The organism is Nocardiopsis sp. TSRI0078 (assembly GCF_001905145.1).
In the GTDB taxonomy this organism is placed as follows: Bacteria; Actinomycetota; Actinomycetes; order Streptosporangiales; family Streptosporangiaceae; genus Nocardiopsis.
Window position 1 is genome coordinate 291,883 of the sequence record NZ_LWLB01000012.1, and the last position, 22,611, is coordinate 314,493.

14 protein-coding genes are annotated in these 22,611 nt (G+C 74.1%); 8 read left to right on the forward strand and 6 right to left on the reverse strand.

Features of this window, described 5'->3' with window-relative positions; translation table 11 throughout:
• Positions 1–37 precede the first annotated feature (37 nt).
• The 4 genes from A6A08_RS11675 to A6A08_RS11690 all read left to right on the forward strand — a co-directional run bounded on the left by A6A08_RS11675 (position 38) and on the right by A6A08_RS11690 (position 5,467).
• Positions 38–697: an O-methyltransferase gene (locus tag A6A08_RS11675; protein ID WP_073702579.1), complete on the forward strand. Its 660-nt coding sequence runs from the start codon at positions 38–40 to the stop codon at positions 695–697.
• A gap of 99 nt (positions 698–796) precedes the next feature.
• On the forward strand, positions 797–1,942 hold the full coding sequence (locus tag A6A08_RS11680) for an exonuclease SbcCD subunit D (RefSeq protein ID WP_073702580.1): 1,146 nt from the start codon (positions 797–799) through the stop codon (positions 1,940–1,942).
• Positions 1,942–4,944, forward strand: coding sequence for an AAA family ATPase (locus tag A6A08_RS11685; RefSeq protein WP_073702581.1), 3,003 nt, complete (start codon positions 1,942–1,944; stop codon positions 4,942–4,944). The genes A6A08_RS11680 and A6A08_RS11685 overlap by 1 nt, the downstream gene beginning before the upstream one ends.
• A gap of 94 nt (positions 4,945–5,038) precedes the next feature.
• Positions 5,039–5,467, forward strand: coding sequence for a hypothetical protein (locus A6A08_RS11690; protein ID WP_073702582.1), 429 nt, complete (start codon positions 5,039–5,041; stop codon positions 5,465–5,467).
• Between the two features lie 190 nt (positions 5,468–5,657).
• Here the strand turns inward: A6A08_RS11690 and A6A08_RS11695 are convergent, their stop codons facing one another.
• Entirely contained in the window at positions 5,658–7,853 is a 2,196-nt protein-coding gene (locus A6A08_RS11695) for a cytochrome c oxidase assembly protein (protein WP_083609073.1), read from the reverse strand.
• A gap of 368 nt (positions 7,854–8,221) precedes the next feature.
• On the opposite strand from A6A08_RS11695, the gene A6A08_RS11700 reads away from it, so the two are divergent.
• From A6A08_RS11700 to A6A08_RS11715, 4 genes are all read left to right on the forward strand, one after another.
• Positions 8,222–9,469 carry a dihydroorotase family protein gene (locus A6A08_RS11700; RefSeq protein WP_073702798.1) on the forward strand — a complete coding sequence of 416 codons (1,248 nt, stop codon included), beginning with the start codon at positions 8,222–8,224 and terminating at the stop codon, positions 9,467–9,469.
• 186 nt (positions 9,470–9,655) lie between these two features.
• Positions 9,656–10,777 carry an alanine dehydrogenase gene (ald, locus tag A6A08_RS11705; protein WP_073702583.1) on the forward strand — a complete coding sequence of 374 codons (1,122 nt, stop codon included), beginning with the start codon at positions 9,656–9,658 and terminating at the stop codon, positions 10,775–10,777.
• 304 nt (positions 10,778–11,081) lie between these two features.
• Positions 11,082–12,245, forward strand: a complete 1,164-nt coding sequence (locus tag A6A08_RS11710; protein WP_073702584.1) for an enolase C-terminal domain-like protein — start codon at positions 11,082–11,084, stop codon at positions 12,243–12,245.
• A gap of 111 nt (positions 12,246–12,356) precedes the next feature.
• Positions 12,357–12,812 (forward strand): MaoC family dehydratase, encoded by a 456-nt coding sequence (locus A6A08_RS11715; protein WP_073702585.1) that lies wholly within the window; start codon positions 12,357–12,359, stop codon positions 12,810–12,812.
• 93 nt (positions 12,813–12,905) lie between these two features.
• Here the strand turns inward: A6A08_RS11715 and A6A08_RS11720 are convergent, their stop codons facing one another.
• The 5 genes from A6A08_RS11720 to A6A08_RS11740 form a co-directional block, all read right to left on the reverse strand.
• Positions 12,906–14,600: a glycosyltransferase gene (locus A6A08_RS11720; RefSeq protein ID WP_378698216.1), complete on the reverse strand. Its 1,695-nt coding sequence runs from the start codon at positions 14,598–14,600 to the stop codon at positions 12,906–12,908.
• Positions 14,597–16,648, reverse strand: a complete 2,052-nt coding sequence (locus A6A08_RS11725; protein WP_073702586.1) for a glycosyltransferase family 2 protein — start codon at positions 16,646–16,648, stop codon at positions 14,597–14,599. The genes A6A08_RS11720 and A6A08_RS11725 overlap by 4 nt, the downstream gene beginning before the upstream one ends.
• Positions 16,649–16,834: 186 nt before the next feature.
• Positions 16,835–18,484 (reverse strand): glycosyltransferase family 2 protein, encoded by a 1,650-nt coding sequence (locus tag A6A08_RS11730; RefSeq protein ID WP_073702587.1) that lies wholly within the window; start codon positions 18,482–18,484, stop codon positions 16,835–16,837.
• A complete protein-coding gene (locus tag A6A08_RS11735) occupies positions 18,481–20,505 on the reverse strand; it encodes a glycosyltransferase family 2 protein (RefSeq protein ID WP_073702588.1) in 2,025 nt (674 codons plus the stop codon). Before A6A08_RS11735 ends, A6A08_RS11730 begins: the two co-directional genes overlap by 4 nt.
• Before the next feature lie 112 nt (positions 20,506–20,617).
• Positions 20,618–21,664, reverse strand: coding sequence for a class I SAM-dependent methyltransferase (locus tag A6A08_RS11740; RefSeq protein ID WP_073702589.1), 1,047 nt, complete (start codon positions 21,662–21,664; stop codon positions 20,618–20,620).
• Positions 21,665–22,611: the final 947 nt, after the last annotated feature.

Genomic DNA, 22,611 nt, shown 5'->3' on the forward strand with positions numbered 1-22,611 from the left:
CGGGCGCCCCGGGGCGCGCTGTCCTAGGCTGGCGGGCGTGACACGATCCTCAGAGAACCTGACCCCGGCACTGCACGCCTACATCGTCGACCACAGCGAACCCGTGGACGAGGTGCTCGCCGACCTGGCCGAGGAGACCGCCCGGCTCTTCCCGGACCACCAGGGCATGCAGATCGGCCCCGAGCAGGGCGCCTTCACCACCCTTCTCACCCGGATCTGCGGCGCGCGCGACGTCGTGGAGGTCGGCACCTTCACCGGCTACTCCTCGATCTGTTTCGCGCGCGGCCTGCCCGAGGACGGCCGCCTGCTGGCCCTGGACATCAGCGACGAGTGGACCTCCGTCGCCCGCCGCTACTGGGAGCGCGCCGGGGTCACCGACAAGATCACCCTCAGGCTCGGCCCGGCCCTGGAGTCCCTGCGCGCGCTCCCGCCGGAGCCCCAGTTCGACCTGGCCTTCGTGGACGCCGACAAGGAGGGCTACGTCGGCTACTGGGAGGAACTGGTCCCCCGCGTCCGCCGGGGCGGCCTCGTCCTGGCCGACAACACCCTCTCCCACGGGCGTGTGGTGGACGCCACCGCCACCTCCGCGGCGGTGCAGGGCATCCGCGACTTCAACGACCGCCTGGTCGCCGACGAGCGCGTCGCGCAGGTGCTGCTGCCCATCGGAGACGGCCTCACCCTCGCCCGCAAGCACTGACGCCCCCGGCGGCGGCCGCGGACACCGATATCCCACAGTCGTCCACAGAACGGGATTTCCCCGAACGCCGCGCGCCCGTCTTCGGTAGTGTCCGGTGCCATGCGCCTGCTGCACACCTCGGACTGGCACCTGGGCCGCTCCTTCCACAGGGAGAGCCTCATCGACGCCCAGGCCGCCTTCCTCGACCACCTCGTCGACACCATCCGCGAACACCGGATCGACGTCGTGGTCGTGGCCGGCGACCTCTACGACCGCGCGCTCCCCCCGGTCGACGCCGTCCGGTTGTTCGACCGGGCGCTCAGCCGTATCCGCCGGACCGGGGCCCGCGCCGTCCTCATCAGCGGCAACCACGACTCCATGGCGCGGATGTCCTTCGCCACCGGCCTCATCGACGCCTCCGGCGTCCACCTGCGCAGCTCCCTGGAGGGGGTCGGCACCCCCGTCGTCGTCGACGACGAGCACGGCCCCGTCGCCTTCTACGGCATCCCCTACCTCGAACCGGAGCTCGCCCGCCACCAGTGGGACCTGCCCGGGCGCGGCCACGCCACGGCCGTCGGGTACGCCATGGACCTGGTCCGCGCCGACCTCGCCGAGCGCCCGGGCACGCGCTCGGTGGTCCTCTCGCACGCCTTCGTCACCGGCGGCGAACCCTCCGACAGCGAACGCGACATCTCCGTGGGCGGCGCCTCGCACGTGCCCGTCCCGGTCTACGACGGGGCCGACTACGTCGCCCTGGGCCACCTGCACGGACGGCAGACCATCACCCCGTCCGTGCGCTACTCGGGCAGCCCGCTCGCCTACTCCTTCTCCGAGGAGCACCACGTCAAGGGCTGCTGGGTGGTGGAGCTGGACGCCGGCGGCCTGGCGGGCGCGGAGTTCGTCGAGGCGCCCGTCCCCCGCCCGCTGGCCCGGATCCGCGGCCGGATCGAGGACCTGCTCACCCGGCCCGAGTGGGACGCCTACACCGGCCACTGGCTCCAGATCACCCTCACCGACCCCCGCCGCCCGGCCCACCCCATGGACCGGCTGCGCGAACGCTTCCCCCACGCCCTGGTCCTGGACTTCGCCCCCGAGGGCGGCACCCCCGATACCCGCCCGGTCGCCGCCTCCGTCGCCGGCCGCAGCGATCACCAGGTGGTCGCCGACTTCGTCGAGTGGGCCCGCGGCACCCCCGCCACCCCCGAGGAGGAGGCCCTCGTGAACACCGCCGTCGAGCAGGTCCGGCTCCAGGAGGGGGCGCGCTGATGCGGCTGCACACCCTCACCATCGAGGCGTTCGGCCCGTTCGCGGGCACCGAGAAGGTGGACTTCGACCGCCTCAGCTCGGGCGGCCTCTTCCTGATCCACGGCCCCACCGGAGCGGGCAAGACCTCCGTGCTGGACGCGGTGTGCTTCGCCCTGTACGGCAGCGTGCCGGGCGCGCGCGGCAAGGACCGCTCCCCCAAGAGCGACCACGCACCGCCGGACCGCCTCCCCCGGATCACCCTGGAGTTCACCGTCCGGGGCCGCCGCGTCCGCATCGAGCGCAGCCCCCGCTGGGAGCGGCCCAAGAAGCGCGGGACCGGCACCAAGGTCGAGAACGCCAAGGTCCTCGTCCAGGAGCGGCTCAACGGCCGCTGGGAGGGCGTCACCAACCGTCCCGACGAGGCCGGGCAGTTCGTCGGCGACCTGGTCGGGCTCACCCTCGAACAGTTCTGCCAGACCGCCATGCTCCCCCAGGGCGACTTCGCCCGGTTCCTGCGCGCCAGGTCCGACGACCGGCGCGACTCCCTGGAGCGGATCTTCAACACCCGCGTGTTCCGCGACGTGGAGGAGTGGTTCAAGGGGCACGCCAACAGGCTGCGCCACGAGGTGGAGGCCGCCCGCGACCGGGTGCGCGCGGTCGCGGGCCGGATCAACGAGGCCGGCCGGTCCACCGCCCCCGATCTGCCCGAGGAGCTGTCTGCGTGGGCTGCCGAGCTGGCCTCCGTCACCGCCGCGACCGCACGCGACGCCGTGACCGTGGCCGGGGAGTTCACCGGGGCCCGCGAGGACGCGCAGCGGGCCCTGGCCGAGGGGCGGGAGCTGCGCGACCGCCAGGAGCGGCTGGCCTCCGCGCGCAGGCACCGCGCCCGGCTCGCCGAGCACACCGGCTGGCGGTCCGGGATCGACACCCGGCTCGACGCGGCCGAGCGCGCCGAGTCGGTGCTGCCGTTCCTGCGCGCCCGCGAATCCCGGCGCACCGAGCTGGACAAGGCCGAGATGGCCGTCGCCGACCACCTGTCGCTGGTCGGCGGCATGCCCGGGATCGACGCCGCGGACCTGTCCCCGTCGGGGCCCGGCGCCGGCCCCGAGGAGGCGCTGCGCGGCGCCGAGCGGGAGCGCCGCGACGAGCTGGCCCGTCTGGAGCTGCTGCGCGGGGACGCCGAGCGCCGCCGGGCCCTGGGCCACTCCGTCACCGCGCTCACCCGGCGTCTGGGCGAGGTCCGCGACCAGTTGGACCACCAGCGCGGACTGGTCGCCGACCTGCCGGCGCTGGTGGAGCGGCTGACCGCCGAACTGCGCGGCCTGCGCGACCGGGCGGGCCGGGCGGAGTCGGCCGAGACCGGCCTCGCCGCCGCCGAGCGGCGCCGGGACGCGGCCGTGGAGTCCGAACGCCTCGGCCGGGAGCTGGAGACGGCCCGGGAACGGCACCGCGCGGCGGTGGACGCCGCCCAGGAGGCCCGCGACCGCGCCCTCGAACTGCGCGAGCGCCGGATCACCCACATGGCCGCCGAGTTGGCGGCCGGCCTCTCCGAAGGCGAGCCGTGCGCCGTGTGCGGATCGGCGGAGCACCCCTCCCCCGCCCGGCCCTCCGACGGGGGTCTGGTGTCCGCGGAGGAGGAGAAGCGGGCCCAGGCGGCCGCCGATGACGCCGCCGCCCGGCGCACCGAGGCCGAGAACGCCGTGGTGGCGCTGCGCGAGCGGCGCGACGCCGCCCGCGAGCGCGCCGAGGACCGCACCCCGGAGTCCGCCCTCGAGGAGGTGCGGGCCCACGCCCTGGCGCTGTCGGAGGCCCGGGAGGCCGCAGGGGAGGCGCACCGGGTGGAGGAGGCGCTGGAGAGGGCCGTCGGCGACCTGGAGGGGGCCCGTGCCCGTGAGGGCGACCTGGTCCGCCAGGAGAGCCGGCTGGAAGCCGACCGGGAGAACGCCGTCCGCGAGCACGAGAGGCTGACCGCCCAGCTGGACCGGGCGCGCGGGGACGACGCGGGGCTGGACGAGCGGATCACCAGGCTGAACGGCGAGGCCGACCTGCTCCGCGCCGCCGCCGAGGCCGCCGTCGGCCGCGACCGCGCGGCCGAGGAGCTGCGCGCGGCCGCCGCCGAGGCCGAGCGGGCGCGGGCCGACGCCCGGTTCGCCGACGAGGCCGGGGTGTGGGAGGCCGCCGTGGACGAGGGGCAGCGGCGTGCGCTGCGCGAGCGCGCCCGCTCCTTCGACGACGAACTGGCCGCCGCCGAGGCCGCGCTGGCCGACCCCGGCCTGGTCGCCGCGGAGGGACTGCCCGCCCCGGACCTGGAGGCGCTGGAGGCCGACGCCCGGCGCGCCTCGGAGGCCGCCGACCGCGCGGTGGCCTGGCGGAGCACGCTGGAGGAGAGGGCGCGCCGGCTCACCGAGCTGCGCGAGGACCTCCGTCGGCAGCTGGCGGACTGCGAGCCGGTGCTGCACCGCTACACGGTGGCCGAGGGACTGCGCGGCCTGGCGGCGGGGACCTCCCCCGACAACACCGACAACGTGCGCCTGTCCGCGTACGTGCTGGCCTCCCGCCTGGAGCGGGTGGTGGCCGCCGCCAACGACCGCCTGGTGACGATGTCGGACGGCCGGTACGAGCTGCGGTACACGGTGGACAAGGCCGCCGGTGACGGACGCGCGCGTTCGGCCGGCGGCCTGGGCATGCGGGTGGTCGACGCCTGGACGGGGGTCGAGCGCGACCCGGCCACGCTCTCGGGCGGGGAGACGTTCTTCAGCTCGCTGGCCCTGGCCCTGGGGCTGGGCGACGTGGCCGGTGCCGAGGCGGGCGGCGCGGACATCGACACGCTGTTCGTGGACGAGGGTTTCGGCACCCTGGACGAGGACACCCTGGAGGAGGTCCTGGACGTACTGGACCGGCTGCGCGACGGCGGCCGCGCCGTGGGCGTGGTGAGCCACGTCGCCGACCTGAGGCAGCGGGTCACGACGCGGCTGAGGGTGGTCAAGAGCGCCTCCGGGTCGAGGGTGGAGCACGTGGGCTGAGCGTTCGGCTCGGGAGCCCGAACGGTGCCCGTGGTGCGCGCGGCCTCCCGCGCGCACCCACCCCGGGTCCGGGCCCCTCCGGACCGGTGCGACAATGACCAGCGTGAATTCGCTGGTCGACATCGCCGTGTTCGGAATCGTGGGCGCCATCATGATGGCGGCCCTCATCGGTCTGCTCCTCGTGCTCCCGGGAGGTGCGAGCGGGACGACGCCCAAGGGGCGGGTGGCGTTCGGGACCGCCTCGGTGGTGCTGCTGGTGGCGCTTCCGACGCTGGCCGCGGCCGACTCGCTGTCCGCCGGGGCCGGCTTCTGGACCGCGTTCGCCGTGGCCAGCTGCGCCGTGGCCGTCGTGTACGCGGTGAACGTGGGGATGCTGCCGCTGGTGGCGCGCCGCCGGGCCGCGGCCGGGGGCCGGTCCGCCCTCGCCTCGCTGCGGCCGTCCCTGCCGGTCCTGGCCGTGGGCCTGCTGGTCTGCCTGGCCCTGGGGCTGCTGGGCGCGTCCGTGTCCGCCCTGATCGTCTGATCCCGCCTCCGAAGGCTCCGCCCCGACGTCCCCGACGCCCCGTGCCCTGCCGGTGCGGGGCGTCCCGCGTCGCGGGCTCCGTACGGTGCCGGGGCTCCCGTGCTCGACGGGGCCCGAAGCGGCGGCGGGGGCACACCTTCCGGTGCGCCCCCGCGAGGGTCCGGCCGGGCGCCGGTCCCCAACCGTCCTGTCAGGCCTGTTCCTCGGGCTCCGCCCTCGCCCCCGGTACGGGCCGGTCCCGCGGCTCCGACGCCTCCGGGGCCTCCGAGGCCTCCTGGGCCCCTGATGCCTCCGGGGCCGCGGTGCCCGTGGCCGGGCCCGTACCGCGCGAGCGCCGGTCGAGTTCGGCCAGGTAGGCGTTGTAGGCGTCCATGTCGGCGTCGTCGGAACCGCCCCGGCGGCTGTGCCGTTCGCGGCGGCGCTCCTCCTTCTCGTCGTCGCGCGCCCACTGACGGACCAGCGCGATCATGACCAGTGCTGTGGGGATCTCGCCCAGCGCCCAGGCGACGCCGCCGCCCTTGTACTGGTCCTCGGCCTGCCCCTCCAGCCAGGGCACCTCGAACTGGCCGTAGAAGTCCATCGCCAGCGGCGCCGACTGCATCATGATCGTGATGCCGAAGAAGGCGTGGAAGCCCATCACCACCAGCAGCAGCAGGATCCGCAGCAGGAAGGGCACCTTCCTCGGGGCCGGGTCCACGCCCACGATGATCCAGTAGAAGAGGAAGCCCACGAGGAGGAAATGCACGCCCATGAACATGTGGCCCAGGTGGTCGTTCATCAGCGTGGCGAACAGCGGGGTGAAGTACAGCGCGTAGGGACTGAGCACGAACAGCGGGGCGGCGACCGCCGGATGCGTCACCACCTTGGAGTAGCGGCTGTTCAGGAACAGGTTCAGCCACTCGCGCGGCCCCCGGTCCCCGCGCCGCGCGGCGGGCCGGAGCGCGCGCAGGGCCAGGGTGACCGGCGCGCCCAGCACCAGCAGGATCGGGGTGAGCATCGACAGCACCATGTGCTGGATCATGTGCGTCGAGAACATCACCATCGAGTAGGTCGCGAACCCGCTCAGCTGGGTGGCGACGATCGTCAGCAGCCCCGCCATGAAGGCCACCGTGCGCCCGACGGGCCAGGTGTCGCCCCGGCGCCGCAGCCGCACCACACCGGCCGTGTAGAGCCCGCCCCCGAGCACCACGAGCATGATGAAGAACAGGTCGGGGCGCCACAGCGTGAGCAGGGTCCCGGCGCTCATGGGCGGCGGGACGGGAAAGCCGAGGATGATGGTGGCCGGGTCGACGGTGCTCTCCAGCGGCGGGGGCGGCGCGGTGCGCCCCAGTCCGACGGCCACGCCGATGACGGCGGCCATGACGAGCACCTCGACCAGTGCCACGCGCAGGAACAGCGGGCGTCGGAAGGCCTCTCCCGCCGCTCCCGCGGGCGCGTCCCGGAGGCGCTTGAAGGCGAACTCGCGCTGCATGTAGCCGAAGACGCCCAGGACCGCGAACAGGATGGTCTTGACCAGGATGATCAACCCGTACTCGGTGGTGACCAGGTCCCCTGCGGAGTACAGGCGCGCCAGGGCGCTGGCCACACCGCTGACGGCCACACCGACGTAGGCCCACAGGGCCAGGCGGCTGAACCGGTTGGCGGCCGCCGACGGGTCCTGCGCGTCCCGGCGCACCGCGTGGTAGGTGAGGGCCGCCAGGCCGCCCACCCACACGCTGATGGAGATGACGTGCATGGCCAGCCCGGTCACGGCCAGTTCGTGCGATCCGGAGGAGGCCGAGTGGCCGGTCAGCGCCGGGGGCGTGACGGCGACCAGCGCGAGGACGAGCAGCCACAGGCCGCCGGTGGCGCTGGTGGTCGTGCGGCCGAACAGGGCGATGCCGGTCGTGAGCAGGACGACGAACATCAGCGCGATACCGCCGGAGACGGACCCGGCGTAGGCGGTGACCTCGTCGATGCTGACCTGTCCGGCGGTCTTGGCCAGGAACTCCGAGGCCTGGAAGTAGAGGGTGAACACGGCGGAGACGGCCCAGGCCAGGGCCGCCCAGGTGGCACCCTGCACGTAGCCGACCGCCTGTGGGGACAGCCTGCCCTTGTGTGAGGGCAGCAGGACCGCCGCGAGCAGCAGCAGGCCGATGGCCGCGACCGCGGCGGCGTCCATGGCGGTCTTGGCCAGCGGCAGGCCCCAGCGGACGGCCTCGCCGGCGTCGGGCAGGCCCGGGATGACCTCGGGGAAGGCGGCGCCGCCGAGAACGAGGGTGAGGCTCAGACCGATCAGGCACAGGGCCGCGGCGGCCGTGGCGAAGAGGGGGACGCGCCCGGTGCCCGGGGCGTCGTCATGGTGTTCCTGGGGAGGGGATTTCGGGTTCAGTGCGGGAGGAGCCACGCGCCACTCCGTCGTCGGTCTCGTTTCGATGGCTGGTCAGCGCCCTTGGCCGTGTGACGCCTCGCTGCCGTCCAGTCGTTTCCGCAGGGGCCGCGCACGGAGGAACACCTCGACCAAGGTTAAACGGTCTACTACGCGGCGTCGGACTCGGGCGGCTCCGGCGACCGCTCCGGCAGGCCCCGGGCACACGGCGTGCCCGAGGGGATGTCGCGTTTCCCCCTCGCCGAAGGGCTTCGCGCGATACGCTCGTCCTCCGGCCGAGAACGGTATCCCCCGCTCCCCGCTTGACGCCCCTCCCCCGTGCCACGGCTCCTCCCGTGGCCCCCAGAGCACATCCTCCCGTCGCAAGCGTAGTGAAGGGGACGGCGATAACCGTGTTCGACAGTGTGGTCAGGTCCAGGCGCGTGGTCACCGCCGAGGGGGTCGGACCCGCCTCCGTCGGGGTGCGCGACGGCCGGATCGAGGCCGTGGACTCCTATGGCGCGGACATGCCCGCGCGCGAGGTGACCGACCTCGGCGGCGTGGCGCTGCTGCCCGGAGCCGTCGACGTGGACACCGGCGTGCACGTACCGGGACAGGGCCTGGCCGAGTCCTACCGCATGGTGGGCGAGACCGCCCTGCGCGGCGGGGTGACCTGCGTCGTGGCCTCACCCGCACCGGCCCGGCCCGCCATCACGTGCGCGGACACGCTCCGGGTCCACCAGCGCGCGGCGGCGTCCTCGCCGGTGCCGGTGCTGTTCCTGGGCGGAGTGACCCCGGGCACCGGCCCGCTCGACCTGGCCGACCTGCAGGCGGCGGGAGCGGTGGCCTTCCGCTGCTCCCTCTCGGACGGGGGAGCCCCGGACATGGCGTCGCTGGACGACGCCCGGATGCGCAAGTCGATGGCCGAGCTCGCGGCGCTGGACAGCGTGCTGCTGGTGCACGCCGAGGACGCCCGGGAACTGGGCGCCCCGCCGGTGTCGGCGGAGCAGCGGCCGCCCCGGGCGGAGCGGCGCGGGCTGGAGCGGGTGATCGCGGCGGCCCGCGTGGTGGGAGCGCGCACGCACGTGGGCCCGTTCACCGCGGCCGAGTGCGCCGCGCTGCTGGCGGCGGCGGGGCCGATCGGGGTGGAGTTGTCGGCGCGGACCTGTCCGCACTACCTGTGCCTGCCCTCGGAGGCGCTGGCGCCGGAGTCGCCCGCCCACGCCTGCCGTCCGCCGGTGCGCTCGGACGCCAACCGCAGGGCCCTGTGGAGCGCGCTGCTGGCGGAGGACTCGTCGATCACCACGGTGGGTTCGGGGCACCTTCCCGCCCACGGCCTGTACACGCTGGAGTGGAGCCTGTCCGCGCTGTGGACGGCGGCGCACCGGCGCGGCCGCGGGCTGGTCGAGCTGGCTCGGTGGACGGCCCTGGCTCCCGCGGAGCTGCTGGGGCTGGGCGGTAAGGGGCGGATCACGGCGGGCCGCGACGCCGACCTGGTCGCCTTCGACCCCCTCGCGCGGGTGGTGGTCCCGCCGGTGGACCCGAGCCCGTACGCGGGTAGGGAACTGACAGGCCGCGTGGAACAGGTGTGGGTCTCGGGACGCAGGACCGTGCCGGAGGACGTCCCGGACGGCTTGCGGGCCGAGGGCCCGTGAGGAGGCCGCCGGGCGGGGCACTTCGGTACGAACCCGTACACCGGGCGCGGACTCGTGTCCCACCCCACACATCCTTCTTACATCCTGTCAACAAGGTTGCCGACAGCCATGCATGTTGACGATGGCGGCGAAGGGCATCCGCAGGTCACAGTGGGGATATCAACGGAGATACCAGTAGGAGGAACCGTGCGCATCGGCGTGCCCCGTGAGATCAAGAACCACGAGTACCGGGTGGCCATCACTCCTGCGGGGGTCCACGAACTGGTCAGCCGGGGCCACGAGGTGGTCGTCGAGCGCGACGCGGGCCTCGGCTCCTCCATTCCCGACGCCGAGTACGAGGCGGCGGGCGCCCGCATCCTGGACACCGCCGACGAGGTGTGGGACGCGGGCGAGCTCATCCTGAAGGTCAAGGAGCCGATCGCGGCCGAGTACCGCCGCATGCGCGAGGGCCAGACCCTCTTCACCTACCTGCACCTGGCCGCGTCGCGTGAGTGCACCGAAGCGCTGCTGGAGCGGCGGGTGACCGGTATCGCCTACGAGACCGTGCAGATGCCGGACGGTTCCCTGCCGCTGCTGGCCCCGATGTCGGAGGTCGCGGGGCGCCTGGCCACGCAGGTGGGGTCGGTGACCCTGCAGCGTCCCAGTGGCGGCCGCGGTGTGCTCATGGGCGGGGTCCCGGGTGTGCGCCCGGCGCGGGTGACCGTGATCGGCGCGGGCGTGTCCGGCCTGAACGCGACGCAGGTCGCGGTGGGCATGGGCGCCGACGTGACCGTGCTGGACCTGAACGTGAACAAGCTGCGGCACGTGGACTCGATCTACCAGGGCCGGGTCAAGACCGTGGTGTCCAACGCGTTCGAGCTGGAGCAGTCGCTGCTGGAGTCGGACCTGGTGATCGGCGCGGTGCTGGTGCCGGGGGCCAAGGCGCCCAAGCTGGTGTCCAACGAGCTGGTGTCGCGGATGCGCCCGGGCGCGGTGCTGGTGGACATCGCCATCGACCAGGGCGGCTGCTTCGAGGACTCGCGTCCCACCACGCACGCCGACCCCACGTTCCAGGTGCACGACACCGTGTTCTACTGCGTGGCGAACATGCCGGGGGCGGTGCCCAACACCTCCACCCACGCGCTGACCAAGGACACCCTGCGCTACACCGTGGCGCTGGCGGAGAAGGGCTGGCGGCGGGCCCTGAACGAGGACGAGGCGCTGGCCGGGGGCCTGAACACCTTCGACGGCGACGTGGTGTCGGCGCCGGTCGCCGAGGCGCACGGGCTCAAGCACCGCCCGCTGGACGAGGTGCTGGCCACGGGCTGAGACCGCGGGCTCCGGGGCGGGGCCGTCCGCGGCGTCGACCGGCGCCGCGGGCGGCCCCGCCCTCGTGAGGAGCCCGCCGCCGCTGCGGAGGGCCACGGGCACGGCGGCCCGCACCGCCCCGACGGGGAGGAGGCCCGGTGGACCGGTGTGCCCGGCGCCGTTCGGGGCACACAGCCGAAGAGGCGTTCCGCGCCCGGGACGCACTCCCGGTCGGACCCGAGGAGCGGTACCGTCGAAAGGACAGCCCGCGTCCGGCCCGGTGGCCGGACGACCGGCGGGAGGACGAGCACCGAGGTGGGACAGCGTGGCACACACCGGCTCGACGACCGCGACCCGGATCGTCGAACTCGAGCTGATCCGGCTGCGGCCCCAGACGGGTGAGCGGGGCACCGGCGCCGACGGCCCCGTCCTGGTCCGTGTGGCCGACGGTGAGGGCGTCAGCGGCTGGGGGGAGCTCCCACGCGCCACCGGACCCCAGTGGGAGTCCCTGGTCTCGGCCTTCGCCCCCGCCCTGCTGCGCCACTCCTGGAGGCGGCCCACCGAGGCGGGTGAGGCATGGGCGGACCTGCCCTGGGACCCGGCGGTGGCCAGCGCCCTGGACACCGCCTGCTGGGACCTGTGGAGCCGCCAGCGCAGCACGCCGCTCTCGCACGCCCTGGGCGGGGAGCGCACCGCGCTCACGGCGGGGGTGTCCCTGCCCCGGCAGGTGACCGTGGAGTCGGTGGTCACCGAGGTCAACCGGCAGGTCGGGGCGGGCTTCAGGCGGATCCGGCTGGAGATCGAGCCGGGCTGGGACGCCGACGTGGTGCGTGCGGTGCAGAGCAGCTTCCCGTTCCTGGTCCTGCAGGCCGACGCGGGCGGGCGGTACACCGAGTCACCCGCCGACCTGGACGCGCTGCGCGCCATGGACGGGCTCGGCCTGCTGGCGATCGAGGACCCCTTCGCCCCGGGCGAGCTGGCCGCACACGGCCGCCTGGCCTCGGAGCTGCGCACCCCGGTGGCGCTGGGCCGGTCGCTGGAGTCGGTGGAGGACCTCACCGAGGCGATCCGCGCCGAGGCCGGCAGCGCGGCGAACGTGGACCTGACCCGGCTGGGCGGCCTGACGGAGGCCCGCCGCGCGGTGGACCGCGCCGTGGACGCCGGCTGGCAGGTCTGGTGCGGGTCCTCAGCTGTGACGGGGGTCGGCCGGGCCGCCGCGGTCGCGCTGGCGTCCCTGTCGGGAGCGACCCTGCCGGTGGAGATGCCCGGCGCCGGGAGCCGCGGCCGCGACCTGGTGGTCCCGCCGGTGCGCGCACACGACGGTGTGGTCCCGGTCCCGTTGACGGAGGGCGGCCTGGGACACGGGGTGGACCGCGCGGCGGTGGCCGGACGCACCGCGCGGGCCCTGCTGGTGGACGCCGACGGCGCGCACGAGGCCCTCGTCGAGCGCGGACGCGGCGACGGAGCCTCCCGCGGACGGGGGCGCTGATCCCGCGGGGCCTCCCGAAGGGGTTCCCCCGCCCCCTTTAACCGAACAGCGTTAGGTAGAGTTGCGGCACCGTCCGGCTCCCGTTCCGGACCCGACGACTGTGGAGGCGCGGTGCGCGTATTCGCCGACATCAACGAGGTCATCGCATCCCAGGGCGAGCACCTGGGCTACACCGACTGGGTGACCATCGACCAGGAACGGATCTCCCTCTTCGCCGACGCGACCGGGGACCACCAGTGGATCCACCTCGACCAGGAGAGGGCGGCGGCGGGTCCGTTCGGCGGCACCATCGCGCACGGGTTCCTGACCCTGTCGATGCTGGCCCACTTCTCCCAGTCGGCCATCTCGCTCACCGAGAAGCCCAGCATGTCCATCAACTACGGACTCAACAAGGTGCGCTTCCTCCAGCCGGTCCCCTCCGGCGCGCGCATCCGCGACGGCATCGAGCTCACCTCGGTGCAGGAGTCCCCCAAGGGCTACCTGGTGGCCACGACCCACACCGTGGAGATCGAGGGCCAGGAGCGCCCCGCCCTGGTCGCCGAGTCGCTCGGCCTCTGGGTGCCGTAGGCCCTTCCCCGCTGACGGCACGAGCGGGGCGGGACCCCCGGGGGCGCCCGAACACGGGGCGAAGCGCAGCGGAGCCCCAGAACAAGCACCACCTCAACGGGCGATCCTGCGCAGCACACGGCGGACCAGGTCGGGGGTGAACCAGCGCAGCTTGCGCTCGGCCCTCTCCGCACGGCGCCGCATCCTCCTGGCCTCGTTCTCGGCGCGGGCCAGGCGGTGGCGCAGAAGGGCCGTGTCACCCTCGGCGGCTCCGGCCTCCTCCGCCGGGGCGGAGGAGGCCGCGAAGATCTCCTCCCCGGACATCCAGTGGATACCGCAGACCTCCTCCACCAGACGGTCGCACTCCTGCGGCCCGGCCCCGGGGGCCAGGTGGCGGGCCCTGGCGTAGGCGGCGGTGCGCTCCATCCGCAGCGCCCCTCCCCCCTGCGCGTCCCCGGGCGGAAGCGAGCGCAGCAGGCCCGCCCCCGTGCGTTCGGCCGTCCGCAGGAGCTGGCGGAGGGCCCCGGGCGCCGGTCGCGCTCCGACGGGCGGTCTCAGCAGGAAGGGCACCCGCGGATCGTGCTCGGGCTCGGATTCGGTGAACCGCACCCGGGGGTCGCCGCGGAAGAGCTCCCTGACCAGCCGCAGGTCCAGGTTCTCCTCCTCCAGCAGAGGCCTGCGCCCCTCCGTGAGCACCTCCCACGGACCGACGAGCCACAGCCGGATGTCGGGGGTGGTGCCGGACAGCAGCGCCGAGGCGGTGGCCTCCACGTCCTCCAGAGAAGCACCGTCCACGTCCACCACCGCCTCCAGCACCGGTACCTCCCACAAACGCCCCGAGCGCTGGTTGCGCAGGTGGTAGTAGGGCATGCGGTTGGCCACGAACGGCATCCTGTAGCGGGTCCCCGCCTCGCGGCGGGTCTGCATCTGGGTGCGCCCCAGGTGCCAGCTGCTGGTGTCCAGGTCCGGGACGAAGACCGCCCCCTGCTGGGAGGCGCGGTAGCCGAACTCGCTGTCGCCCCCCAGGATGAGCTCGGCGTCCATCCCCCCGGCCCTGTCGAACAGCGTGCGGTGCAGCGAACCAGTGGCGCCGATGAACACCTTGTACGCCTTGTGGTGGGCGGTGAGGAGCCGGTCGCTCCTGTTGATCGTCCGCTCCACCCAGTGCGGTTCGGCGCTCTCACGGTCGAACAGGTCCGCCGCCCTGCCCGCACGCACCTGCTCGGCCACGTACTCGGGATTCATCGTCTCGGGGTCGAAGTCCACGAACATCTTGTGGCCCATGACCACCGCGTAGTCGACCAGGTGGTGCCAGCGCATCTGCGACTCGACGTGCTCGCGGTAGACCAGCATGTCCGCGTCCAGACGCAGCACCACCTGGCCGGAGGAGACCTCCACACCGCTGTTCACGGCGTGCGCCGAGCCCCAGCCCCCGGGCGCCGAGGTGACCAGCCGGGTGTTCTCCGGACGCACCGGCGGCAGGGTGAGCGGCTCGGGAGAGCCGTCGTCCACCACGACCACCTCCATCAGGTGCGCGGGGTAGCTCTGCGCGGACAGGGAGGCCAGCACCATCGCGAGCTTCTCCGGATGGCCGTGCGCGGGGATGACCACCGACACCGACAGCGTCGGGGTCCACTCCCCCAGCGGCGGCGGCTGGAGCACCGAGTAGTCGTTGCGCCACAGCCGGGGCGTGGAGCCGCCCTCGGAGCCGTGGGGACCGGCGCCGCGGATCTCCGTCACCGGGTCCGCCTTCGCCCGGCGCCGACCGGGCACCAGGCCCGATCCGGGAGCGTTGTCTGAGGTGGTCAACGGTGTCCTCCCGTGTACTCGGTCATTCCTTCGGGCTGTCCCAGGGGTTCGGGGACCCCCTCCATCAGGACGCTGGGGCACCAGCCGGACCACTGCCTGGTGCTCTTGCGCACGAAGTAGCCCGGGTCCTCGTTCCAGGTGTGGCCCTCGGCCACGCGGCGCAGCATGTAGCACAGCCCGTGGGCGCGGTAGATGCGTCCGCCGTTGCGCCGCACGGCCAGGAGGAGCTGGCTGTCGATCGCCCGGGGCAGGGGGCGAAAACCACCGACCTCCTCCAGCACCGAGCGGTCGGTGAGGATGGTCCCTCCCGCCACATGGGGCGAGGGAAGCTCCGAGTGGTAGCTCCTCCACGCGGTCAGGTCCAGTTCCTGGAGGTAGACGTAGTCCGTGCTGCTGCCCACCAGGTCGGCTCCGGAGTAGGTGCGCGCCAGCATCAGGTCGGCCAGGTGCTCGGGCCCGTACCAGTCGTCGTCGTCCCACTTGGCGATGACCGTCCCCGAGGCGCGGTCGACGGCGTCGTTGAGCACGGCCCCGAACACCTGGTCCGCCGGTGCCTCGTGCACGGTGACCCGCGTCCCCGTGGCCGCGAACTCGGTGATGGCCGCGCGCACCTCGGGCAGTTCGGCGGAGAAGCCGTGCAGGGTCAGGACCACCTCGAAGCGCACGTGGCGCTGTCGGGCGATCTGGGCGAGCGCGAACCCCACCATCTCGGGGCGGCGGGTGCACATGACCACCGAGACCAGGGGGTCGGGCGGCAGCGGGACCCCGGCCCTTCGCGCCAGGGAGCGCCAGCGGGTGAGCTGGCCGTGGGTGCGCAGGGCGGCGCGGCGCAACCGGATGCTGTGCTCCTCCCGGACGAGCGGGTCGCGCAGCTCCTCCTCCCCCACGGAGGTCAGCAGGCCGGTCAGGGTTCGTCCGAGGGCGCGCGCCCAGGCCGGGACGGGACCGCTGACCGTCGGTACGCCCGCGGCCGCGAGGGAGGCGACCGCGCGCACCGCGGCCGCGGGTCCGCTGTGCCCGGACCAGTCCACCCGGACGCCGCGCAGATGGCGGATCCGGCCGATGTCCAGGTCGGTGACCGTCCCGTTGCCGGGAAGCGCGGCCAGGACCTTGTTCCCGTCACGGATGACCGCGCGCCGGTCGTGGACCGTGAGGTCGCCCATGGGGCCGCCGGACTTGCGGGTGAAGCCGCAGGGGTTGATGACGCGCTCGTCGATGGGGGCGACCAGCTCCGCGGGGTCGGCCTCCCGTACGCGCAGCGGACCGCCTCCGCCGACCTCCGACGGGTGGCGCCCGCCCTCGGCGCGGGTCAGCCTCTCCCAGGAGCCGGCGGCGGTGGTCTCCAGGTCCAGGCAGGGGACGGCCTCGTCCTCCCATGCGGGCAGCGGCCCGCCGTCGTGTGTGCGCACGACCAGGTCGACGACCGGGGTGACCCGGCGCAGCGGGACGGGGCCGGTGGCGCTCACCCCCGAGGCCGAGGCGTCGCCGGAGCGCCACAGGGCGCCTTCGGGTCCGTGCAGTCCGCCCAGGGGCACGGGCCTGGGGCCGCGCCTGCGGCCTCCCGTCCCGTGCAGGATGTTGTCCAGGGCCGAGGCGGTGTCGGCGCCGCCGGGGAAGAACAGCTCGCAGACCCAGCCGCTCTTGCCCGTACGGCGGAGCCGCAGTTCCTGCAGGCCGTGCCATTCGTCGATCCCGGGGGGCGCGGGCAGCAGGGGGCCCTGGTGGCCCGGCATGTCGGCCACGGCCGCTACCAGGTGCACGGCGGGCGGCAGGTGGACCGCGGTGGTGAGGGAGCGGCGAAGGTCGGTGAGGCTGGCCGCGACGACCGCCAGCAGCCCCACCTCCGTCGCCTCGCCCGGTCCGCCCACGCCCCGCACGCCGACCGGCTCGCCCATGGGGCAGGTGTCCAGGTCGACGATCCGGTCACGGGCCCCGAGCCGGAGCCAGTCGAAGTAGACGCAGCCCCGCCCCTGGAAACCGGTGTGGCACAGCACCGCGGGTTCGCTCCCGCGTGTGCGCAGGCCCTGGCGGAGTACGGAGGTGATCATGGGGCGACCTCGGTGGTGTGGGAGGCGGAGCCGCGGCCCGTGGGACGCGCACCAGTTCCGGGTGCCCAGAGTAGTCAAATAATCACTGATCGCACCCGAGAGGCGGCGGTGTGTCGTGGACGACCGACACACCGCCGGTCTGGGCGCGCCCTCTCCCTCCGTCCGGAGGAGGCCTCCGGGGCCGGGTCAGCGGGCCAGCTTGCGCAGCGCCCTGCGGGCCAGCCCGGGGGTGAACCAGCGCAGCTTGCGCTCGGCCCGCCTGGCCCGCGCACGCATCCGCTCCACCTCGGCGAGCGCGTGGTCGAGCTTGCGCCGCAGTGCCTCGGGGTTCTCCGGCTTGGTCTGTGCCTCCTCCTCCGAGGCCACGAAGTCCTCCCCGGGCATCCAGTGGGTGCCGTAGACCTCCTCCACCCGGCGGTCCAGTTCCTCGGGCGCGGCGTCCGGCCACAGGTGGCGCGCCCTGGCGTAGGCGGAGATGCGCTCCATGCGCAGGACGCCGTCGCCCCGGGTGGCACCCGGCGCGGGCGCGCACAGCAGCCCCGCCTTGTTCTTGTTGGCCGCGTCGACCAGGTCGGCGACCGCACGGCTCCGCAGCGCCACCCCGGCGGGCACGCGCAGCAGGAAGGGCACCTGCGGGTCGTGGCCGGGTGCGGCCCCCGCCAGGCGCACCCGGGGGTCGCCCCGGAAGGTCTCCCGCACCAGCCGCAGATCGAGCCGCTCCTCGTCCAGCGGGGAGCGCCGCTCCTCGTCCAGCTCGCCCCAGGGGCCCACGAGCCACAGCCGGATGTCGGGGGTGGTGCCGGACAGCAGCGCCGAGGCGGTGGCGTCCACGTCCTCCAGGGCGGCGCCGTCCACGTCCATCACCACGTCGACCAGCGGCACCTCCCACTGCCGTTCGGGGCGCCTGCGGCGCAGGTGGAAGTCGGGAACCCGGTTGGCCACGAACGGCATCCTGTAGCGGGTGCCCGCGTCGCGGCGGGTCTGCATCTGGGTACGCCCCAGGTGCCAGCTGCTGGTGTCCAGGTCCGGGACGAAGACCGCCCCCTGCTGGGAGACCCGGTAGGCGAACTCGCTGTCGCCGCCCAGGACCAGTGCCCCGTCCAGACCGCCCGCGGCATCGAACAGGGTGCGGTGCAGGGAGCCGGTGGCACCCACGAACACCTTGTAGGCCAGGCGGTCGGCGGTGCGCAGCCCGTCGTGGTTGGCGATCGTCTGCTCCACCCAGTGCGGGTCGGCGCTCTCGCGGTCGAACAGCTGGGCCGCGCGCCCCTCGCGGACCTCGGCGGCCACGTACTCGGGGGTCATGGCGGAGGGGTCGAAGTCCACGAACATCTTGTGGCCCAGGGCGACCCCGTAGTCGACCAGGTGGTGCCAGCGCATCTGCGACTCGACGTGCTCGCGGTAGACCAGCATGTCCGCGTCCAGACGCAGCACCACCTGGCCGGAGGAGACCTCCACACCGCTGTTCACGGCGTGCGCCGAGCCCCAGCCCCCGGGCGCCGAGGTGACCAGCCGGGTGTTCTCCGGACGCACCGGCGGCAGGGTGAGCGGCTCGGGAGAGCCGTCGTCCACCACGACCACCTCCATCAGGTGCGCGGGGTAACTCTGCGCGGACAGGGAGGCCAGGACGAGTGCGAGCTTGTCCGGGTGCCCGTGGGCGGGGATGACCACCGACACCGACAGCGTCGGGGTCCACTCCCCCAGCGACGGCGGCTGGAGCACCGAGTAGTCGTTGCGCCGCACGCGGGGCTGGCCCCGGTGGTCGATCTCCGCCCGGGGCAGGACGGACGCGCGGTCGTCGGAGACCGGTTCCTGGGTCGTGTCGAGCTTGGTCAACGGATCTCCCCCGTGTACTCGGTGGCGGGCTGGCCGAGGGGCGAGGGCTCGCCCTCCAGGAGTGCGCTCGGACGCCAGCCGGACCACTGTTGGGTGTGGTTGTGCAGGAAGAAGCCCATGTCCTCGGACCAGGTGTGCCCGCCACCGGTGCGGCGGAGCACGTACCCGAGTCCGTGGGCGCGGTAGATGCGCCCGCCGCCCCGGATGACGGCGATGAGGAGCTGGGTGTCGATGGCGCGGGGCAGCGGCCGGAATCCCCCGGTCTCCTCCAGCACCACCCGGTCGGTGAGGATGGTGCCCCCGGCGATGAACCGGGTGGCGGCCTCGGACCTGCGGTTGCGCCAGACCGTCAGGTCGACCTCCTGGAGGTAGACGAAGTCCTGGCCCACGCCGACGAGCTCGGCACCGGAGTAGGTGCGCGCCAGCAGCAGGTCGGCCAGGTGGTCGGGGCCGTACCAGTCGTCGTCGTCCCACTTGGAGATGAGGTCGCCGGAGGCACGGGCGACGGAGTCGTTGAGCACCGAGCCGAAGACCTGGCCCGCGTCGGCCTCGTGCACGACCAGCGGCAGCCCCGTGTCCCTGAACGCGGCGACCGCGGATCTCACCTCGGGCCGGTCGGCGGGGAATCCGTGGAGGGTGAGGACCACCTCCAGGTCCACGTCGCGCTGCCGGGCGATCTGGGCGAGCGCGAACCCGACCATCTCGGGGCGGCGCGTGCACAGGATGACCGAGACCCGGGGCGACCGGGGCAGGGGGATCCCGGCCTCGGTGCCCAGGGCCCGCCAGCGGGAGCGCTGTCCGTGGGTGCGCAGGGCGGCGCGGCGCAGCCGGACGCTGTACTCCTCCCGACGCAGTTGGTCGCGCAGGTCCTCCTCGCCGGCGCTGGTGATCAGGTCCGTGAGCGGCGCGCCCAGGCCCGCCGCCCAGGCGGGCACCTCGCCGCTGAGCAGGGGCACCCCGCCGGCGGCCAGAGAGGCGACCGCGCGCACGGCGGCGCTGGGCCCGGTGTGCCCGGACCAGTCCACCCTGACCCCGCGCAGGTGGCGCAGCCGTGACAGGTCGACGTCGGTGACGGTGCCGTCGGCAGCGACGGTGACCAGGTCCCTGCCGCCCTCCCGGACGACGGCGTGGGCGCCGTGGAGGGTCAGGTCGGCCAGCTTCCCGTCCTTGACCCTGGTGAACCCGGTGGGGTTGACCGTGGTCTCGTCGATGGGCGCGACGGCGTCGACGGCCGCCTCCCCGGTGCGCGCGGCGGCGGCCGCCCGGAGGTCGGCGTGCCCGTCGGAGGCGATCCGCTCCCAGGAGTCGGCGCCGGTGGTGGAGCGGTCCAGGGCCGGGACGACCGGGTCGGTCCACCCGGGCCGCCCGCCGTCGTCGGACACGCGCAGCGCCAGGTCGCCGACCGGGGTCACCCGGCGCAGCGGGACGGGCCCGGCCGCGTCCACGCCCCGCACGCTGGTGTCGCCGGGCCGCCACAGGGCGGCCTCGGGCCCGTTGAGGACGGCCATCGGCGCGGTGGCCGGTCCCCGGCGGCGGCCGCGTGTGCCGTGCACGACGGCGTCGACCACCTGGGCGGTGTCCACCCCGTTGGGGAAGAACAGCTCGCACACCCAGCCGCTCCTGTCCGCGCGGCGCACCCGTACCTCCTGGAGTTCGCGCCACTGGCCCATGCCCGGGGAGGCCGGGATCGGAGGTTCCTGGTGGCCGGGGGTGGCGGCCAGGGCGACCACGACGTGCACGGCCCGGGGCAGTTGCACCGCGGCGGTGAGCGCGCGGTTCAGGTCGGTGGGCGTGGCGGCCAGGACCGCGACGAGTCCGACCTCGGCCTCCCCGTCCCGGATCCAGGCCCTCGGGAGCTCCAGGGGTCGGCCCAGGGGGTGGGCGTCCAGGTCCAGCAGGAGGTCGTCGTGCCGTAACGGCAGATCGGCCAGGGTGGAACGGGTGCCGGCGCCCGCGTGGCACAGCACGGCGGTCTCGGTGCCACGGGCGCGCAGGGCGTGCCGCAGGGCGGTGGTGATCATCGGGTGACCTCGGGTGTGTCGGTCGGACTCCGGCGGGAGCCCGTCGGGTGGTGCGATGCCAGGCCGTGAGGGAGGGGGCCGTGAGAGACGCGGGGAGCGGGAGCGGCCGGGCTCAGACCCCCTTGCGGCCGAAGACGTGGGCGCCCTTCTCCGCGGCCTCCTCGGTGCGGTGGAGTTCGGGGTACTCGTCGAGCCAGCGGTCCCCGAGGCCGCGCTCGTCGGCGCGCGCGGCGTCGTCCAGGACGATGACGGCATCCTCGGTGCAGCGCGGCAGCAGGACGGGTACGGCCGGGTAGCGGGCCTGCAGGCCGGTGGCCTTGGGCGGGCCGTCGACGAACACCAGTCCGATGTCCTCCAGGTCGGTGAAGGCGGAGGTGTCGTACCAGCGGTCAGCGGTCGTGCGCTCCTGGCCGTCGACGGTGACCGCGGTGCTCTCGGTCTCGACCAGCGGGGCGTGGCGCACCTCGACGATGTCGTCGAGTCCGTGCGCGGCGACCAGCTCCCGGCTGAGCTCGGCGTAGCGGGCGTCGTGCTCGATCGCGACGAGCCTGCCACCGCCCGCGCGGCGCAGCGCGTAGCCGATCCAGACGCTGGAGGCGCCGCTGCCGCACTCCACGACCAGCTTCGGGCGCAGCCGGTCGATGTGGCGGACCAGGACCCTGAGCACGTCGGGGGAGGCCGCCCAGCCGCGCAGGGGCGGCATGAAGGTCGCGGTGTCGAGGTGTTCGCGCAGCTCGGTCCAGGCGACCTGCTGTTCGTAGTCGTTGCGGCCCTGCACGGTGACCGCGTTCCTGATCTCGCGGTTCATCCGGGGGAGCGTGTGCTCCTGGAGGTGGGCGAAGCGCTCGTGGACGCCCTCCAGGGCGCGGACGTTCTCCAGGCGGTCCTGGCCGAGCGTCTCGGCGACCCTGCGGCTGTGGGCGTCCATCGCCGTGGTCACGCTCTTGGACAGGGCGCCCATGCGGCGGGACAGCAGTAGTACGCCCAGCCCGAGGGCGCCCACCGCGGCGCAGAGCAGGCCGAGGAGGGTGAGGGTGGCCACATCGGCCCAGTCGATCACGCCCGCCAGCCCCAGTGCGGCGGGGACACAGAGCACGGCGGCCCCGACCACCGCGCCGGTGGCCAGGATCGGACGGAGACGACTGCGAATCGACCGCATGGACGGATACCTCCACGGGAGTTCCTGACGCGGCGCCGCCGAGCGCGGGCCGCGGGGGGACGAGAGGGGAAGGAGCCGGTTTCCCCGTGTCGGACCACCGGTCCGCCCGCTCCTGCCGGAGGCGGTGACCGGCGAACCGCTCAGACGCCTCCGACCTTAACGCTTCGGGGAAATAACGGATGCTCCGTGACGGAAATCGAAACCTGGAGTACACGCAATTCCCCTGTTGTTCACCCCCCACTCATGAATTCCTCATCTTTGTGCATCCGGTGTTCTGCTCCCGTTTCGCGTGGTCCGCCGCCGCCCCGCGCGGCCCCCTCCCCCTTCCGGCCGCGGGGGCCGCGGCGCGGTCCGCCCCACGCGGAAGTCGCCCGGGCACGGGCACGCCGCCCCCTGGCCGGGGCGGACCCGGTGGTGGGCCGCCGGGCCGGCGGCGGGGCGCGGCGGAGACCTCGGGCGTAAAGGACCGGGACGCGCGCGGCGGGACGGGGATCCGGCCCGCCGCCGAATTCATCGACGTATTACCGCCGCCCTCCGGGCGGGCCCGGGTGAATGCCGCCCGAGCCCTCCGCGCAACGGTCCGGTGACGGGCGGATGTCACCTCCCGGGAGGACGCGCGCGCCCCGGCGAAAAGCGCGTCACATCACGTTGTGCCGCACGCGCAAGGAGATTCCTCCATAAAAGTGATGATTGGGAGGAGGCGAGTGGGGAAGTGCTGGAGGGGGACGGTGGGACGGCGACACGGAAGGTCGTCCGCGAGGGCCCGGTGCCCGTGGCGACACGGTCCGCACGCTCGGTGACCGCGGGGATCCGGATACCGCGGTCCGGCGAACCCGGTTTATTCCCGGGCCGGAGTGTAAACAGCCTGACATCGGGTGCGCGGTCGACTGACTGATAGCTTGCTGCCTAGCGATCCCATCGCTGGTGAACACGACGAATCTCGTCAT